Origin of the sequence: Paraburkholderia sp. GAS199 (assembly GCF_050436585.1) — a bacterium.
Lineage (GTDB): Bacteria > Pseudomonadota > Gammaproteobacteria > Burkholderiales > Burkholderiaceae > Paraburkholderia.
In genome coordinates this window covers 71,506-89,672 of sequence record NZ_JBNDMM010000005.1, presented here as the reverse complement: position 1 = coordinate 89,672, position 18,167 = coordinate 71,506, and the positions used below count along the sequence as shown (strand labels likewise).

The 18,167-nt window shown below is 63.8% G+C and carries 16 protein-coding genes; 3 read left to right on the top strand and 13 right to left on the bottom strand.

Annotated features, from left to right (window positions below):
- Positions 1 to 137: 137 nt before the first annotated feature.
- A complete protein-coding gene (bcsD, locus tag P3T18_RS19965) occupies positions 138 to 593 on the bottom strand; it encodes a cellulose biosynthesis protein BcsD (protein WP_429301687.1) in 456 nt (151 codons plus the stop codon).
- Between the two features lie 677 nt (positions 594 to 1,270).
- Between bcsD and P3T18_RS19960 the strand changes: the two genes are divergently transcribed.
- The gene (locus P3T18_RS19960) at positions 1,271 to 3,604 is read left to right on the top strand and encodes an EAL domain-containing protein (protein WP_429301686.1); all 2,334 of its coding nucleotides are present in this window, start codon (positions 1,271 to 1,273) and stop codon (positions 3,602 to 3,604) included.
- Between the two features lie 28 nt (positions 3,605 to 3,632).
- On the opposite strand, the gene hpaI is transcribed toward P3T18_RS19960, so the two are convergent.
- The 7 genes from hpaI to P3T18_RS19925 are packed head-to-tail and all read right to left on the bottom strand — an operon-like array spanning position 3,633 to position 9,635.
- Positions 3,633 to 4,436: a 4-hydroxy-2-oxoheptanedioate aldolase gene (hpaI, locus tag P3T18_RS19955; RefSeq protein ID WP_429301685.1), complete on the bottom strand. Its 804-nt coding sequence runs from the start codon at positions 4,434 to 4,436 to the stop codon at positions 3,633 to 3,635.
- An 8-nt stretch (positions 4,437 to 4,444) separates the two neighbouring features.
- Positions 4,445 to 5,248 (bottom strand): 2-oxo-hept-4-ene-1,7-dioate hydratase, encoded by an 804-nt coding sequence (gene hpaH / locus P3T18_RS19950; protein ID WP_429301684.1) that lies wholly within the window; start codon positions 5,246 to 5,248, stop codon positions 4,445 to 4,447.
- A gap of 39 nt (positions 5,249 to 5,287) precedes the next feature.
- Positions 5,288 to 5,698 (bottom strand): 5-carboxymethyl-2-hydroxymuconate Delta-isomerase, encoded by a 411-nt coding sequence (locus P3T18_RS19945; protein WP_429301683.1) that lies wholly within the window; start codon positions 5,696 to 5,698, stop codon positions 5,288 to 5,290.
- 45 nt (positions 5,699 to 5,743) lie between these two features.
- Positions 5,744 to 6,607 (bottom strand): 3,4-dihydroxyphenylacetate 2,3-dioxygenase, encoded by an 864-nt coding sequence (gene hpaD / locus P3T18_RS19940; protein WP_429302082.1) that lies wholly within the window; start codon positions 6,605 to 6,607, stop codon positions 5,744 to 5,746.
- Positions 6,607 to 8,064 carry a 5-carboxymethyl-2-hydroxymuconate semialdehyde dehydrogenase gene (hpaE, locus tag P3T18_RS19935; RefSeq protein WP_429301682.1) on the bottom strand — a complete coding sequence of 486 codons (1,458 nt, stop codon included), beginning with the start codon at positions 8,062 to 8,064 and terminating at the stop codon, positions 6,607 to 6,609. The genes hpaD and hpaE overlap by 1 nt, the downstream gene beginning before the upstream one ends.
- Before the next feature lie 60 nt (positions 8,065 to 8,124).
- Positions 8,125 to 8,883 (bottom strand): fumarylacetoacetate hydrolase family protein, encoded by a 759-nt coding sequence (locus P3T18_RS19930; protein WP_429301681.1) that lies wholly within the window; start codon positions 8,881 to 8,883, stop codon positions 8,125 to 8,127.
- On the bottom strand, positions 8,880 to 9,635 hold the full coding sequence (locus tag P3T18_RS19925; protein WP_429301680.1) for a fumarylacetoacetate hydrolase family protein: 756 nt from the start codon (positions 9,633 to 9,635) through the stop codon (positions 8,880 to 8,882). Before P3T18_RS19925 ends, P3T18_RS19930 begins: the two co-directional genes overlap by 4 nt.
- 182 nt (positions 9,636 to 9,817) lie before the next feature.
- Between P3T18_RS19925 and hpaR the strand changes: the two genes are divergently transcribed.
- Positions 9,818 to 10,225 carry a homoprotocatechuate degradation operon regulator HpaR gene (hpaR, locus tag P3T18_RS19920; RefSeq protein ID WP_429301679.1) on the top strand — a complete coding sequence of 136 codons (408 nt, stop codon included), beginning with the start codon at positions 9,818 to 9,820 and terminating at the stop codon, positions 10,223 to 10,225.
- Positions 10,226 to 10,287: 62 nt separating this feature from the next.
- On the opposite strand, the gene P3T18_RS19915 is transcribed toward hpaR, so the two are convergent.
- The 3 genes from P3T18_RS19915 to P3T18_RS19905 all read right to left on the bottom strand — a co-directional run bounded on the left by P3T18_RS19915 (position 10,288) and on the right by P3T18_RS19905 (position 13,110).
- Positions 10,288 to 11,424 (bottom strand): DSD1 family PLP-dependent enzyme, encoded by a 1,137-nt coding sequence (locus tag P3T18_RS19915; protein ID WP_429301678.1) that lies wholly within the window; start codon positions 11,422 to 11,424, stop codon positions 10,288 to 10,290.
- Between the two features lie 4 nt (positions 11,425 to 11,428).
- Positions 11,429 to 12,094, bottom strand: a complete 666-nt coding sequence (locus P3T18_RS19910) for an HAD family hydrolase (RefSeq protein WP_429301677.1) — start codon at positions 12,092 to 12,094, stop codon at positions 11,429 to 11,431.
- A 110-nt stretch (positions 12,095 to 12,204) separates the two neighbouring features.
- The gene (locus P3T18_RS19905; RefSeq protein ID WP_429301676.1) at positions 12,205 to 13,110 is read right to left on the bottom strand and encodes a LysR family transcriptional regulator; all 906 of its coding nucleotides are present in this window, start codon (positions 13,108 to 13,110) and stop codon (positions 12,205 to 12,207) included.
- A gap of 169 nt (positions 13,111 to 13,279) precedes the next feature.
- On the opposite strand from P3T18_RS19905, the gene P3T18_RS19900 reads away from it, so the two are divergent.
- Positions 13,280 to 14,350, top strand: coding sequence for a hypothetical protein (locus tag P3T18_RS19900; protein ID WP_429302081.1), 1,071 nt, complete (start codon positions 13,280 to 13,282; stop codon positions 14,348 to 14,350).
- A gap of 162 nt (positions 14,351 to 14,512) precedes the next feature.
- On the opposite strand, the gene P3T18_RS19895 is transcribed toward P3T18_RS19900, so the two are convergent.
- Both P3T18_RS19895 and P3T18_RS19890 read right to left on the bottom strand, forming a co-directional pair.
- Positions 14,513 to 15,919: an MFS transporter gene (locus tag P3T18_RS19895; RefSeq protein WP_429301675.1), complete on the bottom strand. Its 1,407-nt coding sequence runs from the start codon at positions 15,917 to 15,919 to the stop codon at positions 14,513 to 14,515.
- 618 nt (positions 15,920 to 16,537) lie between these two features.
- The gene (locus P3T18_RS19890) at positions 16,538 to 17,854 is read right to left on the bottom strand and encodes a collagen-like triple helix repeat-containing protein (protein WP_429301674.1); all 1,317 of its coding nucleotides are present in this window, start codon (positions 17,852 to 17,854) and stop codon (positions 16,538 to 16,540) included.
- Positions 17,855 to 18,167 lie beyond the last annotated feature (313 nt).

Here is an 18,167-nt window from a genome sequence, read left to right as displayed (position 1 = left end):
GGTCTGGCGCGTTCCTCTACTGCGTGATGCCTGTTTGTTTTACGGTCGCGGGGCCGTACGCTGAAGGTCCGAAACCGGCAGCCTGGTATAAGTCCCGAGCCGGGTTTCATTCCTCAGTTTTTGAGCCCCGGCGGCGCCTAGCCGGCGTGCCGGCCAAGCCGGAATTCGACCGCACCCTGCGCGTCGAGTCCACTTGTTTGCGCAACCGACAGACCCTGCGCGCCCAGCGCGCTCAACCACGTCTGATAGACGCCTTCGAGCAGCGCGGGCGTCCAGTCCAGCGCGGCGTCGCCGAATGCCTTGAGCGGCGCGCAGTAATGGACGATGCGCAGGCTGTCCGCTTCGTCGGCAAGCTCGACAAAACCCCAGTCCATCTCATGCCAGATCAGGTTGAGGGCATGCGCGAGTTCGGCGGTCGAGCCGCACGCCGGCAACTGATGCGCGGCGGCAAAGCGGCAACCGACGCGATACATGAGTTGACGCAATTCGGTGCGCCCGATCTGCGCTTCGAACTCGGTCGCCAGAGCGGTGAGCATGCCTCGCCACTGTGGCGAGATCTGGCGTTCCAGCAGGTAATCGAGAGTTGGGACCATGTTTTCCAGAAATAGCCGTTGCTAGCAGTCCGCCAAAGCAGTCGCACAACGACTCAATACCAGGAGTGTTACGGGAAGGCTCGCATTGCACGCGCCCTAGGCTACTTTTACCGAATCTGTCTAGTGTCTCCGTCACACTTTCGACGAGTCTACTTAAGACATTAACTTTTAGCCACTTTCCAATCGTTTGCGTCTTACGCGCAAACGTTTCGTTTGGATGCATCTGAGTGTTGTAATTTTTCCTGATTGAAACGCGCGTGTCGCGGCCGAGCCTTGATTTTCGGTGCTCGTGCCGTGGATTCGATCGAATTAACGTCGCAAAATGCGGAAAGATTTGAGCCCTTTCGTTCGTCGTAAATGCAACGTTGATGGACCGCGCTTCGAACTTCGCGTTGAAAAAAAACGGCCGGAGTGCCAGGTAAAGATGACACCTATTCAATACGCATAGCTCGCCACTCTTCCGAGTTCTTCCTCAGTCTTTCTCAAGCGCGACGCTTAATCCCACCAATTGGTAAGACGTCAAACTTTTTTAGGTCGTCGGGGTCGCTTACGAATGGATTTCATTGCGCCGTGCGCGTCGAAACTGCTTGCTAATCGTGGAAAAGGCATAAACATTTGTCTGATGGATGCCGTTATACATAGGCCGAGTGCACGGAACCAGCCTGATATCTATCAATATGCTTTCCACAACTACGAAGCACCTGTCCGATCCCGGATTGCGCGACCGCTTTCATCGACGATCACTGGAACACCAACGACCACTGTCCACCGTGACGATGGCGTTCACGGTCGTCGCGTTCCTGTGCTTCGTCGGCGCGCGCAATTTCGTCGACGGACCCACGGCGCCGCTGGCGTACCGGCTCGCCTGCGCGCTCGTGCTCGGCCTGCTCGTGATGGCGATCCCGCACGCGAAATCGACCTGGACCTTCGGGGCGATCGGCGTGCTGTATTCGCTGGTGTTGATCGGCGGCCTTGCGCTGAACATCGTCGGCGTCGAGCAGCCTTTGCTGTGGGCGCTGCCCGCCGTGGTGGTGGTGCCGATCTGCGCGGCGCCGCTCTGGCTCACGCCGACGCATTACTTCGTCGGCACCGGACTCTTTTATGCCGCCGCGCTCGGGTTGCTGTTCGGCAAGCCGCATCCGCACGATGTCGACGTGGTGGTGTGGATGTGGATCGCGGCAATCGGCATGCCAACCTCCGCCGTGTTCCACTTCGGCTTCTACGGTTTCCGGCGTAATCACTTCCTGCTCGAAAGCCAGCTGGCGCAACTGGCGGCGACCGATCCGCTGACCGGTTTGCAGAACCGCCGCTCGTTCGTCAAGCAGGCCGAGCGCCGCCTCGAAACCATGACGCCCGACGCGCCGGTCAGTGCGATCTTTCTCGACATCGACAACTTCAAATCGCTGAACGACCGTTATGGCCACGGCGTCGGCGATCACGCGCTCTATCAGGTCGCGCAGGTGCTGATGGAAGAGGCCGGCGCCGAAGACAGCGTGAGCCGCATCGGCGGCGAGGAGTTTGCGGTGCTGCTGCGCGACGGTCTGGCGGGCGCGCTGGCGCTGGCCGAACGCCTGCGCGGCGCGATTGCCGCGATCGCGCGGCCGGACGGTTTCCTCACCGCGAGCTTCGGCGTGGCCGAGCATCGCGGCGGCGAAAGCATCATGGTGCTGCTCGATCGCGCCGACGAAGCCTTGCTGCGCGCCAAGCATTCGGGCCGCAACCGCGTCTGCGCCGAACGCGCGTTGCCTGCCGATGCGCTGCGGCTCGTCACGTCGGAAACGTATGAACTGGATGGCGGCGTGGCGACGCGCCACCGCTGGGACGAGTACTACCTCACCTCGCACTTCCAGCCGCTCTACAGCCTTTCGCATCAGAAGCAGGTCGGTTTCGAGGCGCTGCTGCGCGGCGAGCAGGACGACGGTTCGCTGGTGCCGCCGATGGTGCTGTTCGCGCCCAAGCCGTCGAGCGACGAGGGTGCGCTCGACCGCGTGAGCCATGCCGTGCACCTGGGCAATGCGCGCCGCTCGCTGCCGGACGACGCATGGCTGTTCCTCAACATTCTGCCGGCGACTTTCATCGCCGAAGGTTACGCGGATCAGCTTGCCGCGATCGTGCGGGAAGTCGGTCTGGAACCCGAGCGCGTGATCCTGGAGATTCTGGAGTCGCACGGCGGCAGCGTCGACGATATGTCGCAGGCGGCGGCGCTCTATCGCCAGCACGGCTTCCTGATTGCCGTCGACGATTTCGGCGCGGGCCAGTCGAACCTCGACCGTCTGCTGCGTATCCGGCCGGACATCGTCAAGCTCGACGGCGAACTGATTCGCGCCACCAGCCCCGGCTCCGAGCAGCCGATCCTGCCGAAGCTCGTGTCGTTGCTGCATCAGGCGGGCATGCTGGTGGTGGTGGAAGGCGTGGAGACCACCGAAGAACTGATTCTCGCGGTCGAATCGAACGTGGACTTTGCGCAGGGCTATCTGCTCGGGCGGCCGGCGGCGGAGATCGCGCCGCCGGACTCGGTGCATCGCCGCATCGACGACGCTTTCGACGTCATCGCGCAGGGACGGGCGCATCAGCATGCGCTGTTCGAGTCCGAAGTGGAGCCTTACCGCACCGGTTTGCGTGACGCTGCGGATGCGCTGCTGCGCGGCGTTGCGTTCCAGACGGCGTTCGCGGAACTGGCCGCGTTCGAGCGCAGTATCAGTTGCTTCATTCTCGACGATTCGGGCCGTCAGGTCGGGCAGGAGTTGCCCGGTCCGGCATGGAGCAACGACGGCGCGTCCTTGCAGCCGGTGGCCAATCCGCGCGACGCGCGCTGGGACCATCGGCCGTATTTCCGCAACGCGGTGCTGTTGCCGGGCGTGCCGGTCACCAGCAATCCGTATCTGTCGCTGGCGAGCGGGCGGCCGTGCATCGCGGTCACGCTGGCGATTCAGCTGGGTCACGAACGCTCGGTGGTGGGCGTGGAGCTGGACTGGTCGGTGGTCGGGTTGCCGTGGCCGGCAAGCGACTGAACGGGTTCGTCTGCCTGGTTAGCGGCTCTCAGTAACCGCCTCGGACTGGCGCCGCCATGTTCGCGCCGGCTCGATACGAGGCGGCGAGATCGGCCGCCGCGCGGCTCAGCAGGCCGGTGTCGGTGCCAACCGCGACGAAGCTCGCGCCGGCGGACAGATAGTCCATGGCGATGTCGCGATCCGGCGCGAGCACGCCGGCGGCCTTGCCTGCGTCGCGCACGCTCTGGATGCCGTTGCGGATCGCTTCGCGCACGCGCGCGTCGCCAGGCTTGCCGAGCAAACCCATCGACGCGCTCAGATCCGACGGACCGAAGAACACGCCGTCGACACCTTCCACTGCGGCGATATCCGGCAGATTGCGCATCCCCTCCAGCGACTCCACCTGCACCAGCACGCACAATTCCTGCGCCGCCGCGTTCAGATAGTCCGGGACGCGATTCCAGCGCGACGCACGCGCCAGCGCGCTGCCCACGCCGCGAATGCCGTGCGGCGGATAACGCGTGGCGGCCACTGCTTCGGCCGCCTGTGCGGCGGTGTCGATCATCGGCAGCAACAGCGTTTGCGCGCCGATGTCCAGCAGTTGCTTGATCAGGGCGCTGTCGCTGCGTACCGGCCGCACGACCGGATGCGATGCGTAGGCGGCCACGGCCTGCAATTGCGCGAGCGTGCTGCGCACGTCGTTGGGCGCGTGTTCGTTGTCGATCAGCAGCCAGTCGAAGCCGGCCGTCGCCAGCAATTCGGTCACGTAGGCGTCGGCCAGCGCGGCCCACAGGCCGAACTGCGGACGGCCCTCTTGCAGCGCGCGTTTGAAGCTGTTCTGCGGAAGGTTCATGAGTGTGCTCAGATGAAGTTCAGGCCGATGCCGCCGAGCGGCCCGTAGTCGACGTGGAAGGTGTCGCCCGCGCGCGCGGGAATCGGGCTCGTGAAGGAGCCGCTCAGAATCACGTCGTTCGCATTCAGGCTTTCGTCGTAGGGCGCGATCTTGTTGGCGAGCCACGCCACACCGGTAGCCGGATGATTCAGCACGGCGGCGGCGAGTCCGCTTTCTTCCACCGCGCCGTTTTTATAGAGCAGCGCGCCGACCCAGCGCAGATCGACATCCAGCGGTTTCACGGGCCGCCCGCCGAGCACGATGCCCGCGTTCGCCGCGAAGTCGGAGATGGTGTCGTAGACCTTGCGCGGCGCCTTCGTTTCCCGATCGAACTGCTCGATGCGGGCGTCGATGATTTCCACCGCCGGCGTGACGTACGCGGTCGCGTCCAGTACGTCGAACAGCGTCACGCCGGGTCCTTTGAGCGGCCGGCTCAGCACGAAGGCGAGTTCCACCTCGACGCGCGGCGCGATGAAACGGTCGGCGCGAATGTCCTGACCGTTCTCGATGAACATGCTGTCGAGCAGTGGCGCGTAATCAGGTTCGTCGATCTGCGACGAACGCTGCATGGCGCGCGACGTGAGCCCGATCTTGCGGCCCTTGATGACGTGTCCTTCGGCCAGTTTCAGCTTGACCCATTCGCGCTGGATCGCGTAGCCGTCGGCGACCGTCATGTGCGGATAAGCCGCTGAAAAATGGCGTAGTTGCGTGCGCGTTTTCTCGGCGTGGTCGAGTTGCGCGGCGAGATCGCGGATGGTCTGTTCGTCTAGCATGATGGATTCTCTGGTTGCACGCTCACGTGCCGCGAGGGTTCAGGGTTGACTGCCGGCCTTCAGCCGCGCGTGCAGGTTGTTGTGCTTCCACGTGCCGGCTTCGCTGAATTCGTTGATCTCCAGCGACAACGCCAGTCCCTGTTCCTCGAATTCCGTGGCGAAGTGACGCTTGATCACGTCGAACAGCGCGTCGCCCGCGGCTTTTTTCGCGGCCTCGGAGCGGCCCGCCGCGATCTTCAGGTTGGCGTGCAGATAGGCGGCGTCGGCGCGGCCGTCGGCGATGCTGTACTGGTCGCAGCGCATGGCACGCACGCGGATGCCGCCCAGCGGAAACACGCGCTCGTCGTTTTCGCGCTGCGCGGCGAGGCATTCGGCGAGCGAGGCGCATAGCCGGCCGATGCTCTTTTCGGTTGCCAGGTTGGCGCTGTAATCGAGTATCAGATGCGGCACGATGAACTCCTTGTTGCGATGTCGGGTGATGCGGCGATCAGGCGATCAGGCGGGCAGGGGCGTGACCGGAAAAATCGCGTTGATCTGCCCGGTGCCCGAACTGCCGAAGTACGGTGTGACGACTTCGACCTTGCCGTCGTAGCGGTCCCAGCCCAGTGCGCCGAGGAGCATGGCGGTGTCGTGCATGCCGCCTTCGCCCCAGCATTTTTCGTTGTAGAGCGGCAGCATTTCGCAGAAGGTGGACCAGTCGCCCGCTTCCCACAACTCGACCACGCTGCGGTCCATCTGTTCGAGGAACGGGCTCCATACCTTGTGCATGAACTGTTCGGCGGTGCCGTTGTTGGCGAAGTGATGGCTGAGCGAGCCGCTCGCGAGAATCGCCACGGTGCCGTCGTAACGCTCTTCGATCGCGCGACGCACGGCGAGTCCGAAACGCGCGCTGGTTTCGAGGTCGTGCCACATGCACCAGGCCGCCACTGAAACGGTCTTGAAGTGCTGGTCGCCGTTCATGTAGCGCATAGGCACGAGCGTGCCGTATTCGAGTTCGAGCGTGGTTTCGCTGTGCGCGCGGCTTTTCACGCCCATTTCGTTGGCCACTTCGGCGATCAGATTGCCGAGTCCGACATTGCCCGGATAGGCGTACGGCATGTTCTTGATGAAGTGCGGCAACTCGTTGCTGGTGTAGACGCCTTCGAATTGCGCCGCGCAATTGATGTGGTATTCGCTGTTGACGAGCCAATGCACGTCGAACACGACGATGGTGTCCACGCCGAGTTCGCGGCAACGCCGGCCGATTTCATGATGCCCGTCGATGGCGGGCTGACGGCAGCCTTTATGCGGACCGTCGAGTTCGGACAGATATAACGACGGCACATGAGTCACTTTTGCTGCCAGCGCGAGTTTGCCCATCATGCACCCCAGCGCGGAATGTGATGCGAGCCGAGCGACACGCAGACGTTCTTCGGTTCGAGAAAAACCTCGTAGCTCCACGTACCGCCTTCGCGCCCGACGCCCGACGCCTTGGTGCCGCCGAACGGCTGCCGCAGATCGCGCACATTCTGGCTATTCACGAAGCACATGCCCGCCTGAACCGCGGCCGCGACGCGCAGCGCGCGTCCGCTGCTCTCGGTCCAGATGTAGCTCGACAGTCCGTAGGAGATGTCGTTGGCGAGGCGGATCGCGTCGGCTTCGTCGTCGAAGGGAATCAGGCAGGCGACCGGTCCGAAGATTTCTTCCTGCGCGATACGCATGCGGTTATCCACGTCGACGAATACCGTGGGCTGCACGAAATTGCCCTTGCGCATCGCGTCGGGCAGGTCGGGCGTGTCGAGGCCACCGCATGCGAGCGTCGCACCCTCCTTGGGGCCGAGTTCGATATAGCTGCGCACTTTCGCCAGATGCGCCTGGCTGATCATCGGGCCGACGATGGTGCTGTCGGCGAGCGGATCGCCTACCGTCAACCGTTTTGCGCGCTCGATGAAACGCTCGGCAAAACGCGTGTAAATCGAGCGTTGCACGAGAATGCGCGAACCCGCCGTGCAGCGTTCGCCGTTGTTCGAGAAGATCATGAAGACGGCGGCGTCGAGTGCGCGTTCGAAATCGGCGTCGTCGAAAATCACGAAGGGCGATTTGCCGCCGAGTTCCATGGAAAACTTCTTGAGGCCCGCGGTTTGCACGATGCGGTTACCGGTTGCCGTGGAGCCGGTGAACGACACGGCGTGCACGTCGGGATGCGCCACCAGCGGTTCGCCGGTTTCCTTGCCGAAGCCGTGCACCACGTTCAGCACGCCCGCCGGAATGCCCGCTTCGAGCGCGAGTTGACCGAGCATGGAGGCGGTGAGCGGCGACAGTTCGCTCATCTTCAGCACGGCGGTGTTGCCGAACGCGAGACAGGGTGCCACTTTCCACGTCGCCGTCATGAAGGGCACGTTCCACGGCGAAATCAGCGCGCACACGCCGACCGGATGAAACAGCGTGTAGTTCAGATGCGTGTCAGTGGGATACGTATGGCCGTCGACGCGCGTGCACATCTCCGCGAAGTACGTGAAGTTGTCGGCGGCGCGCGGCACGAGTTGCTTGCGCGTCTGCGAGATGGTCTGGCCGGTGTCGTTCGTCTCGGCCTCCGAAATATCCGGCACGTTCTTCGCGATCAGCTCGCCGAGCTTGCGGATCAGTTTGGCGCGCTCCGCGGCGGGCTTGCCGGCCCAGGCGGGAAACGCGTCTTTCGCGGCGCGTACGGCAGCGTCGATTTCGCCGGCGCCGCCGCGCGCCACTTCGGCCAGCACGTCCTGCGTGGCCGGATTGACGCTCTCGAAGTATTCGTTCGCCGTGCGCGTTTCGCCGTTGATCAGATGTTCGATTCGCATTGCCTTGTCCTTTTCCCGTGTCCTTGTCTTTTTGCGGTGCTTTTGCCGCGCCGCTTGCGTTCAGCCGCGGCCGAAATCCGCGTCCGTGGCGATGGTGTTCACGAGACGGCCGAGGCCGTCGATTTCGCACACCACTTCGTCGCCCGCATTCACGTTGACGACGCCTTCCGGCGTGCCGGTCAGAATCACGTCGCCGGGCGCGAGTGTCATGAAGCTGCTGAGGTATTCGATCAGCGCCGGAATGTCGGTGACCAGATCGCGCGTGTTGCCGCGCTGTTGCAGCGTGCCGTTCACGAAGGTGCGCAATTCGAGTTGCGTGACATCGCCGATATCTGCCGCGTCGACGAACCAGGGGCCGAGCACCGTGCCGCCGTCGCGATTTTTCACGCGCAGGTTGGGGCGGTAGTAGTTCTCCAGATAGTCGCGGATCGCGTAGTCGTTGGCTATCGTGTAGCCCGCGACGTGCTGCATGGCCTGCTCGCGTGTCACGTTTTGCGCGGTGCGTCCGATCACGACGGCCAGCTCGCACTCGTAGTGCATGAAGGTGACGTCGGCGGGGCGGCGTGTGAAACCGCGATGACCGATAACCGTGCCCGGTCCCTTGAGGAAAACGAGCGGTTCTTCCTGCTTGCCGAACTGCAATTCTTTGGCGTGTTCGGCGTAATTCAGACCGAGCGCGAAGATCGTGCCCACGTCGAACGGCGCGAGCCAGACCACTTCGTTTTCGCGGCGCACGCGGCCGTCGGCGAGACGTACGCCTTGCGCGTCGGGTGAGGCTTCGTGAATGGCGCCCGCATACGCCACGCGAGCGCGCATCATGGCTGTTCTCCGACGAACGAAATTTCAAGCGGCGGCATGCCGCCGATGGACAGCGTGGCCGTGTCGCCGATATGCGCGACCGGCGAACCGTGCGGCACGCCGAGCGTGATGACGTCGCCTGCGTTGAGTGTCATGAAGTCGGTCACGTCCGCGAGCAATTGAGCAACGCCGCGCACCGACGCCGCCGTGGAAGCCGTGAAGGTTTCGCCGGAGCCCAGCGACACGCGAATCGGCAGGTTGTCCGGCGTCGCGATATGTTGCGCCGCAACCAGCGCGGGACCGATCACGCAGAAGTTGTCGCGCGCCCTGAAACGCACCGAAGGACGGTACACGCTCGCATGCGGCACGCTCAGGTCGGCCACGTGGACATAGCCCGCGATGTAATCGAACGCACGCGCCGCACTCACGCGTGTTGCAGTGCGGCCGATCACGATGCCGAGCGACGCACCGACCTCGACGCCGGTTTCGTTATCCGGCACGAGCACGCGTGCGCGATGTCCTGCCAGGGTGTTGCGCGGCTTCAGGTATAGAACCGGAGCCTTGGGCGGCGCCTTGTAGGGCGCGGCATGCACGGCGTTGCCCAACGCGGCCAGCGTGGCGCGGTCGTTGAGGAGTGTGCCGTACACCGCGCCTGTGACCGGCGCGCGGCAGGCCACGCCGCGCGCGAGGAGCGCCGCCACGGCGCTCGCGTCCATTTCGCGGGGCAGCGCGTCGCCTTCGGCGTGAAGCAGGTGATCGGCAAGTGCGAACATAAACTGGCGGTCTCTTAGCGAAAACACTAACATGTTAGTAGTATTGCGCTTGATATGATCCATGGTCAATAGCCTGTCGGCTGATCGCGGGTTTTCCCTTAAGTTTCGACGGCTGCCTTTTTACTGATCTTTCGCCAATGTCCGCTTCTGCTTCTACCCGAGTGTTGCACCGCAATTTGCCGATGCTGCTATTGCGCGCACGAGAAAAAATGATGGAGCGTTTCCGTCCGCTGATCACCGCGCACGGACTCACCGAACAGCAGTGGCGTGTGATTCGCGCGCTCAACGAACATGGTCCGATGGAGCCGCGTCACATCTCCGATATCTGCACGATTTCGAGCCCGAGCATGGCCGGCGTACTGGCCCGCATGGAAAGCATGGAACTGGTGACGAAGGAGCGTTTCGCGGAAGACCAGCGCCGCGTGCTGGTGTCGCTCACGCAGACGAGCGTGGACCTGGTGCGCGTGATTTCGAAAGATCTCGAAGCGCACTATCGCGAACTGGAGCGCAAGGTGGGGCCGGAGATCGTCGAGCGCGTGTATCGCGCGGTCGACGATCTGCTCGAAGGCCTCGGCGAAGATGAAGAGTAAATGCCGCGTCGGGTGCGGGTGAGTGGTCGTGCGCCGTTTCGCGGCCGGTCAGGCGTAGCGGTTCACCAGCCCTGAAAGCGTCGCCATTCGACGCTTTCGCCGCTCGCCGAGACCGCGTGATATTCGGGGAACTGCGCACCGGTCGCGCAGGCATGATTCGGCAGAATGCGCAGCTTCATGCCGATCGGAAAGCGCTGCGCGATGTCGTGAACCGGCGTGCTGTTTTCCACGGGGGAGAGAATGCCGTGCTCCTGATTCGCGCCGCTCATCACAAAACCGGGCAACGGTGTGCCGTTCAGCAGACACGGCTGTCCGTAACCGAAATCGTGCGATTGCTTCGAGGTGCCGCGATCGCGGCTCATGGCCATCCAGCCCGCGTCGAGAATGGCCCAGCCTTTGTCTTCCTGATGACCGATCACCGTGGCGAGCACGCTGAGTGCGATGTCTTCCAGCGCGCACACGCCCACGTTATGCATGACCAGGTCGAAGAACACGTAGACGCCCGCGCGGACTTCCGTCACGCCTTCGAGCGACTGCGCGGCGAGCGCGGTGGGCGTCGAGCCGACGCTGACCGCCTCGCATGGAATGCCCGCGTCGCGCAGCCGCTGCGCCGCGCGCACGCAACCGGCGCGCTCCTGCTCGGCGAGCGCGGCGAGGGCTTGCGGCGTATCCAGCTCGTAGCTCGATCCCGCGTGAGTCATCACGCCGCCCACTTTCACGCCGTTTTCATGGAGGATGCGGCCCACTTCGAGCAGCGTGTCCTGCTCGGGCGTGATGCCCGAGCGATGCCCGTCCGTGTCCACTTCGATCCAAACTTCGAAGCTTTCGCCGTGCTGGTCGGCGAATCCCGCGAGTGCGGCCGCGGCGGTGGGATTGTCGACCACCAGTTTCAGATCGCAGCCCTGACGGCGCAGCGCGAGCGCGCGCGGCAATTTCGACGGGGCGATGCTGACGGCGTAAAGAATGTCCGTGACGCCGGCCGCGAAAAACGCCTCGGCTTCCTTCAGCGTGGAGACCGTGATGCCGCGAGCGCCCGCCGCGATCTGCGCGCGCACGACGTCCAGGCATTTCGTGGTTTTCACATGCGGGCGGAACGTCACGCCCAGGGTGTTCATATGCCCCTGCATACGCGCGATATTTTTCTGCATACGTGCAATATCGACGAGCGCGGCGGGCGTTTCCAGATGTTCGAGCTTCATGCTGTCACCGTGAAAGAGTAGGGCTCGATTTGGAGCCAAAACCGCTGAGCCATGGCACCAGTGTAGCGAGTGTGGGCGCTTCCACTTCCGGCGGCTGCGCGCCCGCGACGAGCGGCAGGCCGATGCGGTTATGCCAGTAGGTGCGCAAGCCGACTGCCGCCGTGCCGAACATATCGTAGCTGGAACCGGCCACGAAAGCGGCCTCGTGCGCGTGAACACCGAGTTTTTCCAGCGCGAGGCGGTAAGGCAGGGGGTCCGGTTTATACATGCCCGCTTCTTCCGCGGTGACGATGGCATCCCAGCGGACGGGCAGAAGATTGGCCGCCTGCGTGCCGAGACGGATGGAGCAATTCGTGACGACCGCGAGCTTGCAATGAGGCGCGAGCGTTTGCAAGGCGTCGAGCGCGCCGCTCCACGGCGTGAGTTGCAGCCAGTCGGCTTCGAGCGCCTCGGCGGCGGACAACGGCAACTGCACTTCGGCGGCAGCGTCGCGCACCAGTTGCTCGTAGGCGACGTAGCGGCCGCAGCCGTAGGTGAGGCGCAGATATGCCGCGCGCCAGGCACGGCCCGCGGTTTCGGAGCCGGCGGCGCGATTCCACGAACTCCATGAGTCGAGGAGTGCAGTGAGCAGATCGAAGAGGACGGCTTTGGGGTAGGTGGCTGACGTCATGATGTAACCCACGGTAGCAATGCGCAAATTATAAAGTTTCGGACTTGCTCGTGAGTTAAGCCGGATTGATTCTAAGATTCATTTTAAGTGAATCGATGTGGTCGAGAAATTCAACGTCGCCACGGCGGTGCAGGCTTGAAGCGAGCTTGCAGGTACTGCATGAAGTGGCGCGTGCGTGCCGGCAAACCGGCGCGATGGTGAGTGAGCGCCACCACGTCGGCGTCCGGCGTTTTCCAGGCTGGCAGCAGCCGGACCAGTCGTCCTTTTGCGATATCTTCGGCCACGTCCCACTCGGAGCGCAGAATCACACCACGGCCTTCGCAGGCCCATTGGCGGATCACGTCGCCGTCGTTGCAACTCAGATGCGGCCTCACGCGTATGTTGCAGCGCGTGCGGCCCTTGCTGAACTGCCACAGGCTCACGTCTTCGTTGTTTTCGCGCAGTACGATGCAGGGCAGCTTCACGAGATCGTCGGGCGATTCGGGTTCGCCGATTCGTTTGACGAGCGACGGTGCGGCGCACAGCAGGCGCGCATTCGGTGCAATCGTGTAGCCAACCCGGTTCGACAGCGGCAATTCGCCGATATGCACGACGATATCGAAGCGGTCCATCGTTTCGGTCAGCGGTTGATCGCTCAAGGTCAGCGCAACGTCGACATCCGGATTGCTCTGCTGGAAGCCGGCGATGGCGGGCGCAACGTGCCGCCGGCCGAATCCGAGCGGCGCGTTGATCTTCAGCGTACCGACCAGACCGCTGCGGCGCTGCTGAAGGTCGTCGAAGAGCGAGTCGAACTGCTCGATCAGTTCGGCGCCGCGCTCGCACAGCAGCGTGCCTTCCTCGGTGAATTGCAGACGGCGGGCGCTGCGATTCACCAGCTGCGCGCCCAGCTTCTTTTCGAGTTGCTGCAAGCGTTGCGTCACCGCCGAGGGCGACAGGTCCAGCTTGCGCGCGGCGGCAATCAGACTGCCGCTTTCGCGGATCGTCAGCAGGAAGCGGATGTCGGCGGAATGGTTCATGTCAGCGAGGCGAGGTCGGGAATCCGGCAGCTTAATGCGTTTGAGTGCGCGGTTCCAGTGGGCGCAGGCAGGCCGAAGCCGCTAAAGTATCGGCTTGAACATGCGGTTCGTCCGTCGTTGTCGCTTGCGATTGTTTTCAAAGCACTGTCATTGGAAGAGAGAAGCCATGGTGTCGTTACCCGGTTCGTCGAATGAAACCTCGAATGGGCCCCTGAAAAAAGGCCTGTTTCTGCACACCGGCTGGCGCAGCGGCGGAACGTGGGTCTGGTCGCGCCTGCGCGCGCTCGATACCGTGACGGGTTTTTACGAACCATTGAGTAACGTGCTCGCCGATCTGAGTCTGGCGGATGTGTCCGCTTGCGCACCTACGCTCACCTCGGGCCATCCGCCGCTTGCCAAACCTTATTTCGAGGAATACCGGCCGCTGCTGCGCGAGGGTGTGCGCGGTGTCGCGGGTTACGACCGGCGCTTCGGCACCGACCGCTTTGCGGCCGAACCGGATGCCGAATTTCCGGCATTACAGCGTTATTTGCAGAGTCTGATCGAGCTGGGCGCGGACCAGCAGCGCGTGCCGGTGTTCAAATTCTGCCGCTCGTCGGGCCGGCTGCCCTGGCTGAAGCAGGCGTTTCCACACATCATGCACGCGGCCGTGTTGCGTAATCCCGCTTCGCAGTTCGCGTCGGGCTGGTTGCTCAAGCAGCAATGGAGCAATCCGTTTTTTGTCGCCGCGCCGTTCCGGGTGCTCGGGCTGAATCAGTCCGAGCCGCTCGTGAAGCAGGCCATCGACGCGTGCGGCGTCAGTTTGCCTGCGGTGCCGCCGGGTTCTCACGACGCTTATGCGATGGCCTGCGAGCAGTACGCGCAAACCGCCGAGGGCAACAACGCGTATCGGGCGTTCGTCGCGCTGTGGGCACTGTGCGCGCTGCGGATGACGGGCGGCGTCGATCTGCTGATCGACATGGACCGGATCGGACAGTCGCGCGACGAGGCAGCCACCATGCGCGCCGCGATTCACGCGCAATGCGGCGTCTCGCCCGACTTCGCCGGCGCGCGCGATCTGGTCGAAGAAACGAAGCGCAGCGCGCCGCGCATGAAGGGCATCGACGGCGGCGCCATGCGCACCGTGCACTCGGCGGCGCTGAAATTCATCAAGGCGCAGAGCGGCGTAAGCGCGGAATGGGCGGAAACGTTGCGGCAGAAAATGGTGCTCGCGAACGAATTGACCGAGCCGTGGCGCTGATTCGTTGGTTCGCGTTGCGTCGTCCGGCATGGTCGATGCCGCTGAAACATGCTGGAATGCTTCGCGCGCGTGGACGTCCCACATGTGCACGTCCACCATCGCGACGGCGCGAATGCATTAGCGGTTGCGCGTCCACGCAACGGAGCGCTTCGTTGCCTTCCGTCAAACCGTGACTTTCTTCGCGTGGGCCATGGTTTCGGCGCGCATCAGATCGTAGCTGTGTTTGTCGATCGGCACGGCATTGGGTTCGCCCAGATCGCTCAGTTTGACGCGGAACGGTTCGCGCGAACTCCATGCGGTCGCTGCCGCGACGATGGTGATGGCGAACGTGATGGTGCCGATGGTCATCGGCACGTTCTGCGATCCCGGCGGCGCGACGTAAGCGAACAGCGCCGGCAATAGTGCCGTGATGGTGGTGCCGACGTTCTGCCCGATTGCCATGGCGGAAACTCTCGAGCGGGTGGGGAAGAGTTCCGGATAGAAGCTCGGGAACGTCGCGTTGTAGCCTTGATAGACGATGCCCCACATGAGGATGGACATCACCATGGCGAGCGGGACGTTGCGAATGCTGATCGCGTACAGGTAGCCGAACGAAAGCAGCCCCGCACCGAGCGCGCCGACGATGATCGGCAAACGGCGGCCGATCCGGTCGGACAAATTGCCCACGTACGGAATCACCAGCACCGCGACGATGTTGCCGATCACGGGAATCCACAGGTACACGCTCTTGTGAAAGCCGATTCCATACGACGCCTGCACGGCATACGCCGCGCCGAAAATGGTTGCGACAACCGGAATCACATTCATCAGCGAGCAGCCGATTACGCGCAGCATGTCGCCCCAGTTATAGCGGAATGCTTCCGCGATCGGCGACTTCGGCACGCCGCCGCTGGCGTCTTCTTTCGTGAATGCCGGAGTTTCATGCACCTCGCGACGGATGATGTAACCCGCGATCAGCACGACCGAACTCAGCAGGAATGGAATGCGCCAGCCCCACGAATTGAAGGCGCTTTCTTCCATGTAGTAGGCGAGTGGTAAAAACACCGCTGCCGCGAGAATCTGACCGGCCTGCACGCCTTGCAAGGTGTAGCTCGCGTAATAGCCGCGTCGGCCGAACGGCGCGTGTTCGAGAATCATCGAGCTTGCGCCCGAAATCTCGCCGGCCACGGCGAAGCCCTGAATCAGTCGCAACACGACGAGCAGCCCTGGCGCCAGCAGCCCAACCTGCTGATAGGTGGGCAGCAGGCCCACCGCCATGGTCGAAAAACCCATCAGGAACATGCAGACCAGCAACACGTTCTTGCGGCCGTGCGTGTCGCCCCAATGCCCGAGCACGAATGCGCCGATTGGACGCGCGACGTAGCCCACGCCGTAAGTCGCGAGCGAGGCGACGATGGCGATCTTCGGGTTGCCCGACGGAAAGAACAGTTGAGGAAAGATCAGCGCCGCGGCCTGCGCGTAGATGAAGAAGTCGTAGTACTCGAGGGCCGAGCCGATCCAGCCGCTCGCGGTCGCCTTGCGCGCCTGCGTGCGATGCTCCTGAGCGCCGGCCAATGCGTCTGTTTGCATATCGTCTCCTGACCTGAAAATGTCCGCCCGGCTTCTACGGCAACGGTGGATGCCGGCGCTTTGTTATGCGTCTCTGGCTGCTTCGTCATTGACGTGCTTAACGTGAGTTTTTGCAAGCCAGGGCTTACAGGGGAGCAACAAAAGTCGGCGACGGTTTTGGGTGGGTTGCACTGTGCGCTGTCGGCGCAGTTATCGGTGTGCTTACCGGCAAGTTGGCTGGTGTTCGGATGGCTGTGCTTATCGGCGTGTCTGAACGCGCATTCATAGCCTGATCGTTGCCTGGCTATCCAAAACTTTGTGTGAGGGCGGGTTTGCACGCGCGTTCTACACGTTGACGGGCGTGAGAATCAACCGTTGCGGTTGAGTCGGCTTTCAGCGAGCCGGTGGTGGAATAAGCAAGGCACCGTTGCGGTGTGATCAAAGACATCGCCGCCAGTCGGCGCAAAGTCGAACGGCTGCGCGAAAACTTACGGGCGCATCGAATTTCTCAGTGAGCGGTTCACGAGCAAGGTAAGGCGTATTCAGATGCGATGGGCGGCCGCATCGCGTGACGGCCCATGACGGACGGCCGGCGATGCGCCGCCCGTCACGGGCCATGACGCGGCGGTGGCCGCGTGCTTACTTCTTGCCGAGTCCGCCGAGCAGGCCGCCCACCGCACCGGTGACGGGCGACAGGACGCCGCCCACCGCGCTGGTGCCACCCGCGGTTCCCGAGATGGCGGTCGTGGCGCCGGACGATGAGCCGCCCGACGTCTTGCCCGAGGTGCCCGTGGCCGAACTCACGCCGCCAAGCGTGCCGGCGACAGTCGAAACGAGTCCGCCGAGCGGCGACGCCGCGCCACTACCGGCACTCGTCGATCCGCCCAGCGGGCTGCTAAGCGGACTGCCGAGCGTGCTGCTGACCGTGGAAGCGAGCGCCGCGACCGGGTTGTTGGCCGCCGTGCCCGTCATGCCGGTGCCGCCGGTCAGCGCCGTCACGCTGGATAACGGCGCGGCGAGGCTGCCGCCGCCCGTCAGCAGGCCGCCGGCGGTGGCCGCCGTCTTGCCGGTGTCGGCAACCACGGCGCCGAGTCCGCCCGTGACCGGGTTGCCGCCGTTGCCAGCGAGCGTCGCGCCGCTCTTTTCGAGCGTGCCGCCGACCGTCGCCAGCACGCCGTTGACCGGCGCACCGATGCCCGTGCTGGTGCCGACGGCCTGCGTGGTCTGCACCAGCGCGACCTCGATCGGTACGATGGACGCGCTGGTCTGGCTCGTGAGCTGCTGCACCGGTCCCGTCGACAACGCCGTGGTGAGCGTGCCGCCGCCCTGCGTGACCGCATTGCCGAGCGCATCGACGGCGCCGCCCAGCGGCGTGGTGAGCGCCGAGGCGGGCGCCAGCGCGCCGGTCCCGAGGCTGCCGATCAGGTTGCCCGTGCTGGTCACGGCACGGCCCGCGTAACTCACCGCACCGCCCGCGCTCGCCACCGTGGTGCCGACGCCGTCGCTGCCGGAGCCAAGCTGGCCGATGCCTTGCGAGACGCCCGTGCCGAGTGTGGCGACCGCCGCGCCCACGTTCTGCACGATGCCGCCCGCCGCCTGCGTGGTCTGCGAATCGACGACCGGCAGGTTCTGCGAACCGATCACCGTGCCGACCCCGGAAACGGTATTGCCCGCGTCCGTGACGACGTTGCCGGACTGCGCGACGGTCTGGCTTAGCGCATTCGTGGTCGGCGCATTGCCGCCCGACCCGCCGCCCGAACCCGAGCCGCCGGTGGCGGCGGTCGAGCCCGCCGCGCCGCTGTTGGAACTCAGCGCGTTGCCGCCGCCGTTGCTGCCGGCGCCGGTGCCCGAACTGAGCGCGCCTGAGCCGCCGCAGGCTGCGAGAGAAAGCATCGCGGCCACCGACGCCGCGATCAAGGTACTGCGCAAAACAACATCCGTCGTTTGAATCTTCATGTGGCCCTCGGCTCTCGTGTGTCGTTATAAAAGTGCTGATTTTTTCAGCACCTGAGTTCGTCTACGGCACATCGATAAGAAACCGGAGAGCGGGTTTTCCCGCGTTTCGACAGGTTTAAACGGTGACGGAACGCAACACGTTGCTGGGCGAAGAATGGGGGATCGCGACGATTTGCACGATTTTCTTCAATCGAACGTATGAATGGCCGGGCCGCGGAGAAGCGGGCCGGGAAATAAGCCGGCAGCGTCGCGTCGATTGCGCTGGGGCCAGTACAGTTGTCGCGCAAAAAACAATACAGTGAGGCGCGGTTTT

Coding starts and splice junctions, on each gene's coding strand:
- P3T18_RS19930 (WP_429301681.1), bottom strand. CDS start 8,883: ATGATGCGCGCTCGCGTGGCGTATGCGGGCGCCATTCACGAAGCCTCA.
- hpaE (WP_429301682.1), bottom strand. CDS start 8,064: ATGCGAATCGAACATCTGATCAACGGCGAAACGCGCACGGCGAACGAA.
- P3T18_RS19915 (WP_429301678.1), bottom strand. CDS start 11,424: ATGAAGCTCGAACATCTGGAAACGCCCGCCGCGCTCGTCGATATTGCA.
- hpaI (WP_429301685.1), bottom strand. CDS start 4,436: ATGAACCTTCCGCAGAACAGCTTCAAACGCGCGCTGCAAGAGGGCCGT.
- P3T18_RS19960 (WP_429301686.1), top strand. CDS start 1,271: ATGCTTTCCACAACTACGAAGCACCTGTCCGATCCCGGATTGCGCGAC.
- P3T18_RS19890 (WP_429301674.1), bottom strand. CDS start 17,854: ATGAAGATTCAAACGACGGATGTTGTTTTGCGCAGTACCTTGATCGCG.
- P3T18_RS19925 (WP_429301680.1), bottom strand. CDS start 9,635: ATGTTCGCACTTGCCGATCACCTGCTTCACGCCGAAGGCGACGCGCTG.
- hpaH (WP_429301684.1), bottom strand. CDS start 5,248: ATGCTAGACGAACAGACCATCCGCGATCTCGCCGCGCAACTCGACCAC.
- P3T18_RS19905 (WP_429301676.1), bottom strand. CDS start 13,110: ATGAACCATTCCGCCGACATCCGCTTCCTGCTGACGATCCGCGAAAGC.
- hpaR (WP_429301679.1), top strand. CDS start 9,818: ATGCTGCTATTGCGCGCACGAGAAAAAATGATGGAGCGTTTCCGTCCG.
- bcsD (WP_429301687.1), bottom strand. CDS start 593: ATGGTCCCAACTCTCGATTACCTGCTGGAACGCCAGATCTCGCCACAG.
- P3T18_RS19895 (WP_429301675.1), bottom strand. CDS start 15,919: ATGCAAACAGACGCATTGGCCGGCGCTCAGGAGCATCGCACGCAGGCG.
- P3T18_RS19910 (WP_429301677.1), bottom strand. CDS start 12,094: ATGACGTCAGCCACCTACCCCAAAGCCGTCCTCTTCGATCTGCTCACT.
- hpaD (WP_429302082.1), bottom strand. CDS start 6,607: ATGGGCAAACTCGCGCTGGCAGCAAAAGTGACTCATGTGCCGTCGTTA.